Source organism: Klebsiella sp. 141162, assembly GCF_050600755.1.
Lineage (GTDB): Bacteria > Pseudomonadota > Gammaproteobacteria > Enterobacterales > Enterobacteriaceae > Klebsiella > Klebsiella aerogenes.
On sequence record NZ_JAQIRI010000001.1, the window covers coordinates 136,368 to 153,149 of the forward strand.

Annotated in this window: 16 protein-coding genes; 8 read left to right on the forward strand and 8 right to left on the reverse strand. The window is 54.9% G+C overall.

Features of this window, described 5'->3' with window-relative positions:
• Positions 1 to 10: 10 nt before the first annotated feature.
• Positions 11 to 922: a cysteine synthase CysM gene (cysM, locus tag PGR23_RS00615; protein ID WP_047043515.1), complete on the forward strand. Its 912-nt coding sequence runs from the start codon at positions 11 to 13 to the stop codon at positions 920 to 922.
• 45 nt (positions 923 to 967) lie between these two features.
• Here cysM and PGR23_RS00620 read toward each other — a convergent pair whose 3' ends face one another.
• Complete coding sequence (locus PGR23_RS00620) at positions 968 to 1,684, reverse strand: type 1 glutamine amidotransferase (RefSeq protein ID WP_047065088.1); 717 nt, start codon at positions 1,682 to 1,684, stop codon at positions 968 to 970.
• A 14-nt stretch (positions 1,685 to 1,698) separates the two neighbouring features.
• On the reverse strand, positions 1,699 to 2,994 hold the full coding sequence (gene ptsJ, locus PGR23_RS00625; protein WP_396279503.1) for a transcriptional regulator PtsJ: 1,296 nt from the start codon (positions 2,992 to 2,994) through the stop codon (positions 1,699 to 1,701).
• Between the two features lie 82 nt (positions 2,995 to 3,076).
• Here ptsJ and pdxK point away from each other — a divergent pair, with 82 nt between their 5' ends.
• Positions 3,077 to 3,940, forward strand: a complete 864-nt coding sequence (gene pdxK / locus PGR23_RS00630; protein WP_015703132.1) for a pyridoxine/pyridoxal/pyridoxamine kinase — start codon at positions 3,077 to 3,079, stop codon at positions 3,938 to 3,940.
• Positions 3,941 to 3,942: 2 nt separating this feature from the next.
• Positions 3,943 to 4,170, forward strand: coding sequence for a hypothetical protein (locus PGR23_RS00635; protein ID WP_015703131.1), 228 nt, complete (start codon positions 3,943 to 3,945; stop codon positions 4,168 to 4,170).
• A 42-nt stretch (positions 4,171 to 4,212) separates the two neighbouring features.
• On the opposite strand, the gene crr is transcribed toward PGR23_RS00635, so the two are convergent.
• The 5 genes from crr to cysZ all read right to left on the reverse strand — a co-directional run bounded on the left by crr (position 4,213) and on the right by cysZ (position 9,084).
• The gene (gene crr / locus PGR23_RS00640) at positions 4,213 to 4,722 is read right to left on the reverse strand and encodes a PTS glucose transporter subunit IIA (protein WP_015365497.1); all 510 of its coding nucleotides are present in this window, start codon (positions 4,720 to 4,722) and stop codon (positions 4,213 to 4,215) included.
• Between the two features lie 42 nt (positions 4,723 to 4,764).
• Positions 4,765 to 6,492 carry a phosphoenolpyruvate-protein phosphotransferase PtsI gene (gene ptsI, locus PGR23_RS00645; protein WP_396279504.1) on the reverse strand — a complete coding sequence of 576 codons (1,728 nt, stop codon included), beginning with the start codon at positions 6,490 to 6,492 and terminating at the stop codon, positions 4,765 to 4,767.
• 44 nt (positions 6,493 to 6,536) lie between these two features.
• Positions 6,537 to 6,794, reverse strand: coding sequence for a phosphocarrier protein Hpr (gene ptsH, locus PGR23_RS00650; RefSeq protein WP_000487600.1), 258 nt, complete (start codon positions 6,792 to 6,794; stop codon positions 6,537 to 6,539).
• Between the two features lie 379 nt (positions 6,795 to 7,173).
• Positions 7,174 to 8,145: a cysteine synthase A gene (gene cysK, locus PGR23_RS00655; RefSeq protein WP_045362238.1), complete on the reverse strand. Its 972-nt coding sequence runs from the start codon at positions 8,143 to 8,145 to the stop codon at positions 7,174 to 7,176.
• 177 nt (positions 8,146 to 8,322) lie between these two features.
• Positions 8,323 to 9,084, reverse strand: a complete 762-nt coding sequence (gene cysZ / locus PGR23_RS00660) for a sulfate transporter CysZ (protein WP_047043535.1) — start codon at positions 9,082 to 9,084, stop codon at positions 8,323 to 8,325.
• A 230-nt stretch (positions 9,085 to 9,314) separates the two neighbouring features.
• Between cysZ and zipA the strand changes: the two genes are divergently transcribed.
• The 3 genes from zipA (at position 9,315) to PGR23_RS00675 (ending at position 12,704) form a co-directional block, all read left to right on the forward strand.
• On the forward strand, positions 9,315 to 10,394 hold the full coding sequence (zipA, locus tag PGR23_RS00665) for a cell division protein ZipA (RefSeq protein ID WP_045392587.1): 1,080 nt from the start codon (positions 9,315 to 9,317) through the stop codon (positions 10,392 to 10,394).
• A 74-nt stretch (positions 10,395 to 10,468) separates the two neighbouring features.
• Positions 10,469 to 12,484, forward strand: coding sequence for an NAD-dependent DNA ligase LigA (gene ligA / locus PGR23_RS00670; protein WP_045392584.1), 2,016 nt, complete (start codon positions 10,469 to 10,471; stop codon positions 12,482 to 12,484).
• A 1-nt stretch (position 12,485) separates the two neighbouring features.
• Positions 12,486 to 12,704, forward strand: coding sequence for a DUF3820 family protein (locus PGR23_RS00675; protein ID WP_013878164.1), 219 nt, complete (start codon positions 12,486 to 12,488; stop codon positions 12,702 to 12,704).
• Here PGR23_RS00675 and PGR23_RS00680 read toward each other — a convergent pair.
• Positions 12,701 to 13,699: a bile acid:sodium symporter family protein gene (locus tag PGR23_RS00680; RefSeq protein ID WP_045392582.1), complete on the reverse strand. Its 999-nt coding sequence runs from the start codon at positions 13,697 to 13,699 to the stop codon at positions 12,701 to 12,703. The genes PGR23_RS00675 and PGR23_RS00680 overlap by 4 nt on opposite strands.
• A gap of 89 nt (positions 13,700 to 13,788) precedes the next feature.
• Here PGR23_RS00680 and PGR23_RS00685 point away from each other — a divergent pair, with 89 nt between their 5' ends.
• Together PGR23_RS00685 and PGR23_RS00690 are read left to right on the forward strand one after the other, a co-directional pair.
• The gene (locus PGR23_RS00685) at positions 13,789 to 14,715 is read left to right on the forward strand and encodes a LysR family transcriptional regulator (RefSeq protein WP_047065093.1); all 927 of its coding nucleotides are present in this window, start codon (positions 13,789 to 13,791) and stop codon (positions 14,713 to 14,715) included.
• A 248-nt stretch (positions 14,716 to 14,963) separates the two neighbouring features.
• On the forward strand, positions 14,964 to 16,769 hold the full coding sequence (locus tag PGR23_RS00690) for a cation:proton antiporter (RefSeq protein WP_047078073.1): 1,806 nt from the start codon (positions 14,964 to 14,966) through the stop codon (positions 16,767 to 16,769).
• Positions 16,770 to 16,782 lie beyond the last annotated feature (13 nt).

A 16,782-nucleotide genomic window follows, 5' to 3' on the forward strand; every position in this document is an offset into this window, starting at 1 on the left:
GACAGCTGAAGTGAACACATTAGAACAAACAATCGGCAACACGCCGCTGGTGAAATTACAACGTCTGGGGCCGGACAACGGCAGCGAAATCTGGCTTAAGCTTGAGGGCAATAACCCGGCGGGCTCGGTAAAAGATCGCGCTGCGCTGTCGATGATTGTCGAAGCGGAAAAGCGCGGCGAAATTAAACCAGGCGACGTGCTTATCGAGGCGACCAGCGGTAATACCGGTATCGCGCTGGCGATGATAGCGGCGTTAAAAGGCTATCAGATGAAACTGCTGATGCCGGACAACATGAGCCAGGAGCGCCGTGCCGCGATGCGCGCCTACGGCGCTGAACTCATCCTGGTCACCAAAGAGCAGGGGATGGAAGGCGCTCGCGATCTGGCCGCCGCGATGGCCGAGCGTGGCGAGGGTAAACTATTGGATCAGTTTAACAATCCGGATAACCCTTACGCCCATTACACCACTACCGGCCCGGAGATCTGGCGCCAGACGGACGGGCGTATCACCCACTTTGTTTCCAGCATGGGCACCACCGGTACCATTACCGGCGTATCGCGTTTTCTGCGCGAACAGGTGAAGCCGGTAAGCATCATTGGGCTGCAGCCGGAAGAGGGCAGCAGTATTCCGGGGATCCGCCGCTGGCCGCAGGAATATATGCCGGGCATTTTTAATGCCTCGTTGGTGGATGAGGTGCTGGATATCCACCAGCAGGATGCGGAAAACACGATGCGCCAGTTGGCCGTACAGGAAGGGATCTTCTGTGGCGTCAGTTCCGGCGGTGCGGTTGCCGGGGCGCTGCGTATTGCTCGCGCCAATCCGGGCGCGGTGGTAGTGGCGATCATCTGCGATCGCGGCGATCGTTATCTCTCAACCGGCGTGTTCGGCGAAGAACACTTCAGCCAGGGGGCGGGTATCTAAACGCGCTATCACGGCCCTCCATGCCTGGCATGGGGGGCGGTTAACCTAAAGTGCGTGTTTCGCTACCAGCTTATCCAGAAACGCCCATAGCTTTTGATTCATCTCGCGATAATCCCATTGCCTCATTTCATCTTCGCTGCGAATAAAGCGCCTGCCTTTTGCGGCGGTAAGTTCAGGTTGCGAGTGCGTAATTAATAACTCGATGACCTCCGCGTCAAACTCCATATGGCACTGAAAACCGTAGACCCGATCGCTATATTTGACGATTTGCCGCGGGCACCCTTCGCTGGAGGCCAGGACTTCCGCCGCAGGCGTCAGGCCCGGCATATCGTTGTGCCAGTGACCGACTACCACCGATGGGCCGAAATGGGCGATGTTGTCATCCTGCAGCCCGGCGGTGGTCAGGATGATAGGATAGTGGCCAATCTCTTTTTCCGGGCTTTGCATCACCGGCGCCCCCAGCGCTTCGCCGATAAGCTGCGACCCGAGGCAAATCCCGACCACGATACGCCCGGCGGCAATCGCCTGGGCAATCAGGTTTTTCTCGGCATGGGCATCAAACCATGGGCACTCGGCAAGCGTAGTGCGTGGTGATTGCGGGCCGCCAAGTACCACCAACATATCAAAACCTTCGGCATTCGCCGGCAGCGGATCCCCGACATAAACTCGCGACCAGCTGGCCTGATAGCCGCGCGCGTTAACCCAGCGCAGATAGGCGCCAGGCGCTTCAAAAACTTCATGGACGATAAAGTGGATCCGCATAACAACTCCCGTGTTTAACAAGGTAAGACCAGCGATAAATCGTGTGCAAGTTGTTCAATTTGCGCCTCGGTTAAAGCGCCCAGCGACAGGCGCAGGCCGTGCGACGGTGTTTTCACGCCAAAGGCTTCACCTTCACGCACCAGCCAACCGGCCCGCGCCAGACGCAGCGCCAGCGACTGGCTGACGGCTGATAGCGGCAGCCAGAAATTAAGACCATCGCCAGGCGGAAAATCGCCAACGCCGTGGTGGGCCAACGCGGCGGCGAGCCGCTGATTTTGCTGCTGATAATGGCGCTGGCTCGCAGTCAGAGAAGCGGTAAAAGCGTTATCATTCAGGCAGGAGAACGCCAGCTCTTGTAGTAAATGGCTGACCCACTGGCTACCGGCGTTCAGGCGCAGGCGCAGCGCCGCTGAGGTGGTCGGATCGCTGGCGACTATCGCCAGCCGCAAATCCGGGCCCAGGGTTTTGGACATTGAGCGCACCAGCGCCCAACGCTGAATGCCTTCAGGTAGAGGATTGTGCCAGCGTGTCGCTGAGAGCAGGGCGAAGTGATCGTCAACGATCGCCAGCGTCTGCGGATAGCGGGCGAGCACGGTGCGAATCGCTTCCGCGCGCTCCGGCGTCAAACTGCAGCCGGTCGGGTTGTGGGCGCGTGGAGTTAGTATTACCGCGCGGGCGCCGTTGCGCAGGGCTTCTTCAAGCCGCTCTGGGTTCATGCCTTCACCGTCGACGGCGACAGGGCTGGGCTGGAAACCGGCGTAACGCAGCATATTGATGCTGCTCAGAAAGCAGGGGTCTTCTACCGCGACGCTGTCGCCGGGGAGCAGCAGAGCGCAGAGCAGGCGTTCAAGGGCGTCAATCGCGCCGCTGGTCAAATTGATGTCAAATTCGTGGCCAATATCGCGACTGACCCACTCCCGCGCCCAGTCAGCCAGCCGTGGCTCAACGGCGGTATCGCCATATAAGTGCGGGGTCCGCGTCAGCTTGGGAAGAAAACGGACAATATCCGGCAGACGTCGCGGATCCGGATTGCCGCCGGAAATATCAATCAGCGATGTCGTTGGATCGCCGCCCTCGACCGCATTAAGCGTATTAAGCGCCTTAATGGCCGTGCCGTTGCGCCCCTGGCTGACGGCGAGCCCTGAGGTCACCAGCCGCTTGTAGGCCGCCGCCACCGTATTGCGGTTGACTGCCAGTTCGCCTGCCAGCTCGCGCACCGGCGGCAGCGCCTCGCCGGGTTGCAACGCGCCGCTCTGCACCAGATGACGGATGTTATCGAAAATCTCGTTTGCGGTTTTTCCGGTGAACATTATTGACCTATGACAAAATGAATTTTAGCATAGGACGAATGATAATCAGAGTATGACCCGCTGTCCAGCGGGGGGAGAAAGGATGAGTCAGCAAGACGAAATACAGTCCGTGCTCTTTAACGACCACAGCCGGGCGCTGGAGGTTGATATCGTGGCGGTGCAATCGCAGGTAGTCTATGGCAGCGTCGGTAACAGTATCGCGGTACCGGCAATCAAGCAGCATGAATTGCGGGTGATGGCGGTGCCGACGGTGTTATTCAGCAATACCCCACATTACGATACTTTCTACGGTGGGGTGATCCCGGAAGAGTGGTTTAGCGGCTATCTGCGGGCGCTGGAGGAGCGTGATGCGCTTCGCGAGCTGCGGGCGGTGACCACCGGGTATATGGGCAGCGCCGGGCAAATTGCGCTGCTGGCGCAGTGGCTGCAGCGGATCCGTGTGCACCATCCCGACCTCTGTATTCTGGTTGACCCGGTGATTGGCGATGTAGATAGCGGCATCTACGTAAAAGCGGAGATCCCCGAGGCTTATCGCCGCCACCTGTTGCCGCTGGCGCGGGGGATCACGCCAAATCTTTTCGAGCTCGAAACCCTCAGCGGCATGCCGTGCCACAACCAGCAGGAAGCGGTGATCGCCGCGCGTAGTCTGCTTTCCGATACCCTAAAGTGGGTGGTGATTACCAGCGCGCCTGGGCTGGATGCTTCGACTATTAACGTGCTGGTGGTCACCGACGACGCGGTCGAAGTGGTCGTCCATCCTCGCGTCGAAACCGACCTCAAAGGTACCGGCGACCTGTTCTGCGCCGAGCTCATCAGCAACCTGGTGTGCGACATGCCGTTGGGCGACGCTACGCGCGCCGCCGCTCAGCGCGTGCTGGCGGTAATGACCTGGACCGAGAGTCAGGGCTGCGATGAACTCATTTTACCGCCGTCGGGAGCGCAATAACGATGCATAGCTATCGGTTAGTGGTACGCAGGGAGGGGAGAACCGTTGGCCATTTTGAGACGATGGGGATGAACGCTCTGGAAGATGCCTGTAGGGCGAGAACGATGTTTGAAAACGAGAGTGGCTGCCAGTGCGAGCTATGGGTCGCGGATAGCGAACGGCGGATTCTGGAAAGTAGCCCGCAGGGGATGAAAATCCTGGCGAGTGAAAAGTGCTACCGGCCGGCATAAAAAAATGGCGCCTGAAGGCGCCATTTTCTCGGCAAGCAAGAATTACTTCTTGATGCGGATAACCGGAGTTTCACCAACGGTGACGCTACCGGACAGTTTGATCAGCTCTTTGATCTCGTCCATGTTGGAGATAACAACCGGAGTCAGGGTAGACTTGGCTTTTTCTTCCAGCAGCGGCAGATCGAATTCGATAACCGGGTCGCCGACTTTCACGCGCTGACCTTCTTCAGCGATGCGCTTGAAGCCTTCGCCTTTCAGTTCAACGGTATCGATACCGAAGTGAACAAACAGCTCAATGCCGCTATCGGATTCAATAGAGAAAGCATGGTTGGTTTCAAAAATTTTACCGATGGTACCCTCTACCGGCGCAACCATTTTGTTGCCAGTAGGTTTGATGGCAATGCCATCACCCACAATTTTCTCCGCAAAAACCACATCCGGCACGTCTTCGATGTTGACGATCTCGCCAGAGAGCGGAGCAACAATCTCAATAGTTCCGGTGTCTTTTTTGTCATCAGAAACCAGAGATTTCAGTTTATCGAACAAACCCATGATCTTCTCCTAAGCAGTAATTTGGGCCGCGCATCTCGTGGATTAGCAGATTGTTTTTTCTTCAATGAACTTGTTAACCAGCGTCATTAACTCGTCCGTCGTCGGTTGAGCAAGAGCCTGCTCTGCTAATACTTTTGCATCTTCGAAGTTCGTGTTACGAATAATCTTCTTGATGCGCGGGATGGAAATGGCGCTCATAGAGAATTCGTCCAGCCCCATACCCAGCAACAGAAGTGTAGCACGTTCATCGCCTGCAAGCTCACCACACATACCCGTCCATTTGCCTTCTGCATGAGAAGCATCAATAACTTGCTTGATCAGAGTCAGCACAGACGGTGACATCGGCTGGTAAAGATGCGAGATCATATCATTACCACGGTCAACTGCCAGAGTATATTGCGTTAAATCATTGGTTCCGATACTAAAGAAATCAACTTCTTTGGCTAAATGACGAGCAATGGTCGCGGCTGCAGGGGTTTCCACCATCACGCCGATTTCAATCGATTCGTCAAAAGCTTTACCTTCGTCATGCAGTTCCTGTTTGTAGATCTCAATCTCTTTCTTCAGTGCGCGCACTTCTTCAACAGAGATGATCATCGGGAACATGATGCGCAGCTTACCGAAAGCGGAGGCACGCAGGATAGCGCGAACCTGGTCGCGGAGGATCTCTTTACGATCCATCGCGATACGCACGGCGCGCCAGCCGAGGAACGGGTTCTCTTCTTTCGGGAAGTTCATGTACGGCAGCTCTTTATCGCCGCCGATGTCCATGGTGCGAACGATAACGGCCTGTGAGCCGCACGCTTCAGCCACCGCTTTATAGGCTGCGAACTGTTCTTCTTCAGTCGGCAGAGAATCGCGGTCCATGAACAGGAATTCAGTACGGTACAGGCCAACGCCTTCCGCGCCGTTGCGCTCAGCGCCATCGACGTCGCGAACGGTACCGATGTTGGCGCAAACTTCAACCTGATGACCGTCGAGAGTGATGGCCGGCAGATCTTTCAGTTTCGCCAGTTCTGCTTTTTCTTCAGCAACCTGCGCCTGCAGCGCACGCAGCTCTTCGATTTTTTCGTTGCTTGGGTTAACCAGAACCTGGTTGTTGACCGCATCGAGAATCAGATAGTCGCCGTTTTTCACCTGGGAGGTGACGCTTCCGGTACCGACGATTGCCGGCAGCTCAAGGGAGCGCGCCATGATAGAGGTGTGGGAAGTACGGCCGCCCGCGTCGGTGATGAAACCCAGCACCTTGTTCAGGTTCAGCTGTGCGGTTTCCGACGGGGTGAGATCGGCGGCAACGAGGATAACTTCATCCGCGATAGCGCTCAGATCGATGATTGCCAGGCCCAGAATGTTGCGCAGCAGACGTTTACCGATGTCGCGTACGTCAGCGGCACGCTCTTTCAGGTATTCGTCATCCAGCTCTTCCAGTGCAGTTGCCTGACCTTCGATAACTTCATTGGCTGCCGCATCGGCAGTCATGTGCTTATCTTTAATCAGGGCTATGATTTCCTGCTCAAGCTCCTCATCTTCCAGCAGCATAATATGCCCTTCGAAGATGGCTTCTTTTTCTTCACCGAAAGTTTCACCAGCTTTGGTTTTGATGACCTCCAGCTGGGCGGAGGCCTTGGTGCGGCCGTTCAGGAAACGTTCAACTTCCTGATCAACCTTATCGGCAGAAATTTTCTTCCGGTCGATGACAATTTCGTCTTCTTTCAGCAGGAGAGCCTTGCCGAAAGCGATACCCGGGGATGCTAAAATGCCTGAAATCATAACCCTACCTTACTTGTGACTGATATTAAAAAGAACCCGTGAACTTACTCGAGTTCAGCCATCAGTTTAACCAGATGCTCAACTGCTTTTTGCTCATCTTCGCCTTCAGCGGAGATGGTCACAACGGTACCCTGAGTCAGGCCCAGAGTTTGCAGTTTGAACAGGCTTTTTGCGCTGGCGCTTTTGCCGTTGGAGGTTACAGTGATCTCAGAAGTGAAGCCTTTCGCTTCTTTAACAAACTGAGCAGCAGGGCGGGTGTGCAGACCGTTCGGAGCGGTAATGGTAACTTCTTGCTGGAACATTATATTTCCCCAACTTATAGGTTTAGTGTTGTGGACCTAAAGTCTAGTCTAACGACCAAACTTTAGCCTGTATTGTTAGCGCCGGCGTTACGTGTGTGGCTAAGGCGTCAGCAGCGGAACCGCTGAGAGGACCTTAAGTCCGTTGACGTCTAGCACTTCATTAAACATTATGCCGCGAAAGGAAGACTTGAACCAAATCATAAAATCGATTCAGCCTGCGGAAATCCAAATCTGAATAATTTCGCGCTTCAAAATAAATGTGCTGGTTAAATACCAGACCCTACGAGGTGAATCAATGCCAGGAGGGGTAAAACTTTGACGTATGCCACAAAAAAGCACCCGAAAAGGTGCTTTTTTACACGGTTTTTACAAACTGGCACTACTGTTGCAATTCTTTCTCGGTGAAGAGATCTGCGAACAGCGCCGTGCTTAAATAACGCTCACCGGAAGACGGTAGGATAACCACAATATTCTTATTGGTAAAGGCCTCATCTTCCTGCAGCTTTAACGCCGCGGCGACAGCCGCGCCGGAAGAAATACCGGCCAGAATACCTTCTTCTTCCATCAGGCGACGAGCAGTGGAGATGGCTTCTTCGTTGGTGATGGCGACCACTTTATCGACCAGTTTCAGGTCGAGGTTGCCCGGGATAAAGCCGGCGCCGATGCCCTGAATTTTGTGCGGGCCAGGTTTCAGCTCTTCGCCAGCCAGCGCCTGAGTGATAACCGGCGAGTCGGTTGGCTCAACGGCGACGGTGATCAGATCTTTTTTGCCTTTCGTGCCTTTAATATAACGAGAGACACCGGTCAGGGTACCGCCGGTACCTACGCCGGAGATAAAGACGTCAACCTGGCCGTCGGTGTCTTCCCAGATTTCCGGGCCGGTGGTCTTTTCGTGAATTTCCGGGTTCGCCGGGTTACTGAACTGCTGCAGCAGCAGATATTTTTCCGGGTCGCTGGCGACAATCTCTTCCGCCTTCTGGATGGCGCCTTTCATGCCTTTCGCGCCTTCGGTCAGCACCAGGTTAGCGCCCAGCGCTTTCAGCAGCTTGCGGCGTTCCACGCTCATGGTTTCCGGCATGGTCAGCGTCAGTTTGTAGCCGCGAGCGGCGGCGACGTAGGCGAGGGCGATACCGGTGTTGCCGCTGGTTGGTTCAACCAGTTCCACACCCGGTTTCAGTACGCCGCGCTTTTCAGCATCCCAAATCATATTGGCGCCGATACGGCATTTAACGCTAAAGCTCGGGTTACGAGATTCTACCTTGGCCAGGATTCGGCCATTACCGATGCGGTTCAGTCGTACCAGCGGCGTATGACCGATAGTCAGGGAGTTGTCTTCAAAAATCTTACTCATGGCCCGTCCTTAACTGTATGAAATTTGGGGGTACGGCTTCAGCATACCCGCTTAAACAATATCCGGAAGTAAGGATTTAGCATATCTATATGCTGAAGGGAAATAATGATGAGCAAGAAGGAATAAGACGGAAATAAGGGGCGGCGTGAACCGCCCTGAAAGAGACAGCTCAGCTCGCTATTTCCACATGGCGTGCTTATCGCGGTAGCAATCCACCCACATCGCCGTCGCGCCGCAGATAGCGACTGGCAGAATGACCAGGTTGAGAACCGGGATCATGGTGAACAGGCTGGTCAGCGCGCCAAACTGCATGTTAATGACCTTCCGCGAGCGCAGCGCCTCGCGCATGGTTTTAAACGGCACTTTATGGTTATCGAACGGATAGTCGCAGTACTGAATGGCCAGCATCCAGGCGCTAAACAGGAACCACAGTACCGGCGCGACGGTTTGGCCAATGCCGGGGATAAAGTACAGCAGCAACAGAACGATGGCGCGCGGCAGGTACCAGGCAAACTTTTGCCATTCGCGTTTCATAATGCGCGGGACATCTTTCATGATGCCGAATACGCCAACATCCGGCGGCGTGGCGCCGGTCAGTCGCGCTTCGAGCTGTTCCGCCAGCAGACCGCTAAACGGCGCGGCAATCCAGTTGGCGATGGTCGAAAAGAAGTAACCAAATACCAACAAAATAGAGATAACCGCCATCGGCCATAGCAGGTAGTTTAACCACTGAAGCCATTCAGGCACATGGCTCATTAATGAAGGGATCCAGCTATCGAGGCGGGTAAACAGCCACCAGAACGCGCCGCCCATCAGAATGACGTTAACTAATAAAGGCAGGAACACGAAACGTCGGATCCCTGGCAGCCTGATGAGTTTCCAGCCTTGTGAAAAATAGTAGACGCCGCTACGTGGGGTAGTTGCGGATGATGAAACCATAGTCAGGCGATGCTCCTTTTTTAACATTCAGTGTGAATGCCCGCTTATTTTATCGGGTTGCCAGACAATAACCAGTTAGGAAATGTTCGAAAAAACAGCAAAAAGCACGATTTAGTTCATCTTTATGGGGTGAAAGGGGCAGACGCACTTGCACTTGATGTAATCGGCAAATACTCTTAGTGAGTAAATGTTTGCCGTGGTGGCAAGGTGTTAGAACAACAGAGAATATAATGATGCAGGATTTGCGTCTGATATTAATCATTGTTGGCGCGATCGCCATAATCGCTTTACTGGTACATGGTTTCTGGACCAGCCGTAAAGAGCGTTCCTCGATGTTCCGCGATCGCCCACTGAAACGTATGAAGTCTCGCGACGATGAAACATCGGAAGGCGATGACTTTGATGACGATGTTGAAGGCGTAGGTGAAGTTCGCGTTCACCGGGTTAATCACGCCCCGAACGGCGCATATGGGGAGCAAGAAGCACCTCGTCAGGCGCCGCAACACCAGTATCAGCCTCCGTACGAGCGTCAGGTGCAGCAGCCTGTGCGTCAGGACGAGCCGGTGCATCAGGCGCCGCCGCACGCGCCGCGACCGCAGCAGCCTGTTGCTCCGCAGCCGCACGTTCAGCCGCCGCAGCACGTTGCCCCTGCGCAGCCGGTCCATCAGCCGCAGCCGACCCAGCCTCAGCCGGTACCGCCGCAATATCAGCAGCCGGTGCAGCCTGCGCCGCAGCAGCCTGTAGCGCAACAGCCGGCGCCAGTCCAACAACCTGTTGCTCAACAACCTGCGCCGGTTCAACAGCCAGCCGCGCCGCAGCCGCAACAGGCGCCTGAAGCGCCAGCCGCTGAACCTCAGCAGCCAGCCGCCGCGCCGCAGCCGAAAGAGCGCAAAGAGACGGTCATCGTGATGAACGTCGCCGCGCATCATGGTTCTCAGCTTAACGGTGAACTGCTGATCAACAGCATCCAGCAGGCCGGCTTTAAGTTTGGCGATATGAATATTTTCCACCGTCATTTAAGCCCAGACGGTAGCGGACAGGTATTGTTCAGCCTGGCGAACATGGTTAAACCTGGCACCTTTAATCCGGATGCGATGGTGGATATGACCACGCCGGGCGTGACTATCTTTATGCAGGTGCCGTCGTTTGGCGACGAGCTGCAAAACTTTAAACTGATGCTGCAGTCGGCGCAGTACATCGCCGATGAAGTTGGCGGCGTGGTGCTTGACGATCAGCGCCGGATGATGACGCCGCAGAAACTGCGCGAGTACCAGGATCGTATTCGTGAAGTAAAAGAGGCTAACGCCTGATCTACGCGCTAGCGTGTCGTCTGCTTAATCTGAACCCCCGCCCGTCGGGGGTTTTTTATCATTGATGGTGCGATATGGAACCAATCGAACAAAAACTGACTGAACTGCGAACCACCCTTCGCCATCATGAATATCTGTATCATGTTATGGACACTCCGGAGATTCCCGATGCGGAATATGACCGGCTGATGCGTGAACTGCGCGAACTCGAAGCGCAACATCCTGAACTGATAACCCCCGACTCGCCGACCCAGCGCGTGGGCGCGGCGCCATTGGCCTCTTTCAGCCAGATTCGCCATGAAGTGCCAATGCTGTCGCTGGATAACGTCTTTGATGAAGAGAGTTTCCTCGCCTTTAACAAACGCGTGCAGGACCGTTTAAGCGATACCGCGGACCTGACCTGGTGCTGTGAGCTCAAGCTCGATGGCCTTGCGGTCAGCATCCTGTATGAAAACGGCGTGCTGATGCAGGCGGCGACCCGTGGCGATGGCACTACCGGCGAGGATATCACCTCCAACGTGCGGACCATTCGCGCTATTCCGCTGAAGCTACGCGGCGACAATATTCCGGCGCGTCTGGAAGTACGCGGGGAAGTGTTCCTGCCGCAGGCCGGATTTGAAAAAATTAATGAAGAAGCGCGCCGCACCGGCGGCAAAGTGTTTGCTAACCCGCGCAATGCCGCCGCGGGCTCGTTGCGCCAGTTGGATCCGCGTATTACCGCGAAGCGACCGCTTACTTTCTTCTGCTACGGCGTTGGCGTGCTGGAAGGCGGCGAACTGCCGGCCAGCCACTCTGCGCGTTTGCAGCAGTTTAAGCAGTGGGGATTGCCGGTGAGCGACCGCGTGAAGCTGTGTCATTCTCCAGAGGAAGTGCTTACTTACTATCGCCAGGTTGAAGAAGACCGTCCGCATCTTGGTTTTGATATTGACGGCGTGGTGATAAAAGTTGATTCGCTGGCGTTGCAGGAGCAGCTCGGTTTCGTTGCCCGCGCCCCGCGCTGGGCGGTGGCCTTTAAATTCCCGGCCCAGGAGCAGATGACTTTCGTCAACGATGTGGAATTCCAGGTTGGCCGTACCGGAGCGATTACGCCGGTTGCGCGCCTGGAACCGGTGCACGTGGCCGGGGTGCTGGTCAGTAACGCCACGCTGCATAACGCCGACGAAATCGAACGTTTAGGCTTGCGCATTGGCGATAAAGTGGTGATTCGCCGTGCCGGGGACGTGATCCCGCAGGTCGTCAACGTAGTGCTTTCCGAACGCCCGGAACATACGCGTGAAATCATCTTCCCAACCCATTGCCCGGTCTGTCATTCCGATGTTGAACGCGTAGAAGGGGAAGCGGTGGCGCGCTGTACCGGCGGGCTTATCTGCGGCGCGCAGCGTAAAGAAGCGCTGAAGCACTTTGTCTCCCGACGGGCGCTGGATGTCGACGGTATGGGCGATAAAATCATCGATCAGCTGGTTGAGAAAGAGTACGTGCATACGCCAGCCGATCTGTTCCGCCTCAGCGCCGGTAAGCTAACCGGGCTGGATCGCATGGGGCCGAAGTCGGCGCAAAACGTGGTCAACGCGCTGGAAAAAGCAAAAGAGACGACCTTCGCCCGCTTCCTGTATGCGTTAGGTATCCGTGAGGTTGGCGAAGCGACCGCCGCGGGACTGGCGGCGCATTTTGGCACGATTGAAGCGCTGGAACAGGCTTCAATCGAGGAACTACAGAAGGTGCCTGACGTCGGGATTGTCGTCGCCACGCATACTTTTAACTTCTTCGCCGAAGAGAGCAACCGCGAGGTTATCGCGCAACTGCGCGCGGAAGGTGTCCGCTGGCCGGCGCCGGTGGTGGTGAAGGCGGAAGAAATTGACAGTCCGTTTGCCGGTAAAACCGTGGTATTAACCGGTAGCCTGAGCCAGCTGTCGCGCGATGATGCCAAAGCGCGGCTGGTCGCGCTGGGGGCGAAAGTCGCCGGCAGCGTGTCGAAGAAAACCGATCTGGTGATTGCCGGCGAAGCGGCGGGTTCTAAGCTTGCGAAGGCGCAGGAGTTAGGCATCGAGGTTATCGATGAAGCCGAAATGATGCGCCTGCTGGGAGAATAACGTGGATAAAGCGCAGCTCATCGAGATTGCTAATACCGAGATGCCGTTTGGCAAATATAAGGGGCGCCGCTTGATCGACGTCCCGGAAGAATATTTGCTGTGGTTTGCCCGTAAGGATCAATTCCCTGCCGGGCATCTCGGCGAGCTGATGGCGTTGACCTTATTGATCAAGACCGAGGGGCTGACGCAACTGGTTCAGCCCCTGAAACAACCGCGTTAACCTGCCGTGGCGCGGGATTTCTCCTGCGCCAGTTGGGCGTCTGTCTGCGCTTTATAGCGACGAGCCAGTACGGCGCAGACCATCAGTTGGATCTGATGGAAGATCATTAGCGGCAGCACCATTATTCCCAGAATCGACGCCGGGAACAGGATATTCGCCATCGGTATCCCGTTCGCCAGGCTCTTTTTCGAGCCGCAGAAGACGATGGTAATTTCATCCGGCTTGCTAAAGCCGCAGCGGCGGGCGACAAAGATATTGATCGCGATGACAATAGCCAAGAGTACCAGGCTGACAACGACGATAAACAGCAGCGATCCCACGCCCACTTTATGCCAGATTCCATTGACGACGGCTTCGCTAAAGGCGGAGTAGACCACCAGCAGGATTGAGGTCTGGTCGGTTTTGCCAATCCATTTTTTATGTTTCGCCACCCAACTACCGATCCACGGGCGCGACAGGTGGCCGAGTACAAACGGCAGCAGCAGCTGCAGCATAATCTTACCGACCTGTTCCAGATCGCCGCCAGCGCCATGCAAATGCATCAGCAGTCCTACCAGCAATGGCGAGACAAAAATACCGAGCAGACTTGACGCTGAAGCGGAACAGACCGCCGCGGCGACGTTACCGCCGGCGAGCGAAGTAAAGGCAATTGCTGACTGTACGGTCGCCGGTAAGATACAAAGGTAAATAAAACCGCTATAAAGCATCGGGTCGACCTTAATCGGCGCCCACCACGCAAACAGAACCCCCAGAACCGGAAAAACAATAAAGGTGCTGCACATCACCCACAGGTGTAAACGCCAGTGGCTGCCGCCGGCGATAATTGCTTCACGCGACAGCTTGGCGCCGTGCATAAAGAATAATAGCGCGATGGCGGCGGTGGTGAGGTGCTCGACGAAAGGGACGAATTCGCCGCGCGCCGGAAAGAACGAGGCCAGCAGAACCACGGTAATCAATGTCAGTGTAAATGGATCAAGAATGCGGAAAAGTTTCATAAACGCTCCTGAAATTCGATGCCGCTATTGTGCTTTCTTTGTTTTGAGAAATAAAATTGATTTATTGCATCTATTCATGAATAAAAAAGATGAATTACTCGCTACGTCAGTTAAGGGTCTTTATCACCGTTGCCAGGGCGCGCAGTTTTAGCCGTGCCGGGGAGATTATTGGTCTCAGCCAGTCGGCAGTAAGCCATAGTGTTAAGGAGCTGGAGCACCAGACCGGCGTACGTTTGCTCGACAGAACGACGCGTGAAGTGGTGCTCACCGAGGCAGGCCATCAGCTGGCGGGCAGGCTTGAGCGTTTGCTTGATGAACTCCATGTGACCCTACGTGAAGCGGGGCGGGTAGGGCAGCAGTTGACGGGGACCGTGCGCGTCGCCGCCAGCCAGACCATCTCGGCGCATCTGATCCCGCAATGCATCGCACATAGCAATCGCCGCTATCCGGATATTGATTTCGTACTGCATGACAGGCCGCAGCAGTGGGTGCTGGAAAGTATCCGTCAGGGCGAGGTTGATTTTGGTATCGTTATCGATCCGGGGACGGCGGCAGATCTGCAGTGCGAGTCCGTGTTGGCGGAACCTTTTCTGTTGTTATGCCGTGAGGATCACCGCTTTTCCCGGCAGTCATCGGTCAACTGGCAGGAGCTGCAGGGGGAGAGGCTGGTATTACAGGACTATGCTTCCGGCAGTCGGCCGCTGATTGATGCCGCGCTGGCGCGTTTCGCCATCAAAGCCGATATCGTGCAGGAGATTGGTCATCCGGCGACGCTGTTCCCGATGGTGGAATCGGGGATTGGTATTAGCGTGCTGCCGGCGCTGGCTTTACCCTTGCCGCAGGGCAGCCGTTTGCAGGTAAAAAGATTAACCCCGGTTGTGGAGCGCCAATTGATGCTGGCGCAGCGAAAAAATCGCTCTCTGTCGACCGCGGCTCAGGCGCTATGGGAGATTGTACGCGAAGAGGGCGCAAACCTGACAGCAGCCAGGGTCGAGGACCCGCTGTATCAGCGCTAAGCGTCATTCTTAACGCTGGTGGGGAACGCTATTTTTTATACTGCACAATCGTAGATATTTCCTTTTCTCATGCCTGGTGAAAACCCTACTTTAGTCTGTTCAGAAATCAACAGCCCCAATTTGAATCATTGTTTAAATACACTACGTTCGATCAACTTGTTTACACTATACAGAGAATAGAGCGGAGCGTGTCATTGTCGGGCGGCCGAGCTGTTGAATTTTCCACACGCTATTTGAGAATGGTAAAAATGGAATTATCAGTCCCTTTTATGCTCGTTATTATTTCCATTGCTTCGCTGCTTGCTCAGTGGTTGGCGTGGCGATTACGTATACCTTCTATCCTGCCGCTGCTGCTCATCGGCGTACTACTTGGCCCCGGGGTGCATTTATTGCAACCGGATATATTATTTGGTCCTCTACTTTTCCCACTGGTATCGCTGTCGGTGGCCATCATTCTGTTTGAAGGGGCCCTAACGCTACGCTTTGACGAGATTCGCGGCTTGGGTGGTATTGTGCGCAATTTGGTCACAATTGGAATGTTGATTACCTTCGCCGTTATCTCACTAACCTGCTGGGGGATTTTAGGCCTCACGCCGCAGATTTCAGCGCTGATCGGGGCGGTCACGGTGGTTACAGGGCCGACAGTGATTTCTCCACTCATGCGAGTGGTTCGCCCAACAGCCTCTATTAATCAGGTACTGCGCTGGGAAGGGATCGTCATTGATCCGGTGGGAGCGATTTTTACACTATTAGTATTTGAGTTTATTACTTTGCAGGAGCAAACGGGCACATGGCTTCATTTGCTGATCATGCTTACAAAAACGGTCGTTATAGGGCTGGTGAGCGGGGCGGTATTTGGCGTGTTCTTAGGGAATGCGCTCAGGCGTGGTTGGATCCCGGGTTATCTGCAAAACTTCGCTGTTTTATCCTTCGTTCTATTGACGTTTGGCGTGTCCAATACGCTGGCGGATGAATCTGGTCTGCTTGCGGTAACGGTTCTGGGGATCTGGCTGGCTAATATGCGAGAGGTTGAGACCTCGGATATCGTTGAATTTAAAGAAGAGCTATCCGCCATCTTACTTTCAGCGCTATTTATCATCCTGGCGGCCCGTCTGGATATCCATGCACTCTGGGCGATGGGCTGGCCGCTGCTGATATTGATGCTGATCGTCCAGTTTGTGGCCCGTCCACTATGCATTCTTGTCTCGACATGGCGTTCCAGCTTGCATTGGCGTGACAGGCTGATGTTATGTTGGATCGCCCCGCGCGGAATCGTTGCTGCCGCCGTCAGTTCCCTGTTTGCTTTGACGCTGCAAAAAAAAGGCTATGAGAACGCGGATCAGCTGGTAACCGTCGTTTTCGCAATCATTATAGGTACGGTAGTTTTGCAAAGCCTTACCAGCAGTCAATTGGCGCGCTGGCTTGGCGTGCAGCAACGTAGGCCTCGAGGAGTGCTGATTGTCGGGGCGAATACGGTCGCCAGAACCCTGGCCCAGGCGCTCAGAAAACTCGATATTCCGGTTCAGCTGAGCGATAACAGCTGGGAATACTACCGGCTGGCAAGAATGGAAGGGTTACCAACATATTATGGCAATGTCTGGTCTGAACATGCGGAAAACTACCTGAATCTGAGTGAGATTCGTCAGGTGATCGCCTTGTCGCCAAATCGTCACCAGAATGCGCTGACCGCCCTGCATTTTCAGCATATATTTGGTAATAATCGCGTCTTCTCAATCCGTACGGGGCCTGTGACCAAAGGACGTAGTGAGAAAGAAACGCGTCACGAACAGCTTTTCGATACTGAAATGACCTGGGCACGGCTTAGTAGCTTGATAGCGAAAGGCGCAGTCATGAAAGTCACTCGCCTGAATAACAATTTTGGCTGGCCGGAGTATCTCAGCACCAACCCCGGTGCAACACCGCTGTTTGCGCAAAGAGAGGATGGCAATCTGATAGCGATTAATAATGGAATCATGCCGCCGCCACCCTGTACCGTCGTGGCGATTATCGAACCTGGAGTGGAAAGTGAAAAAACTCCGTCAGAAGCGTATTGATAGCCTGTTCTTC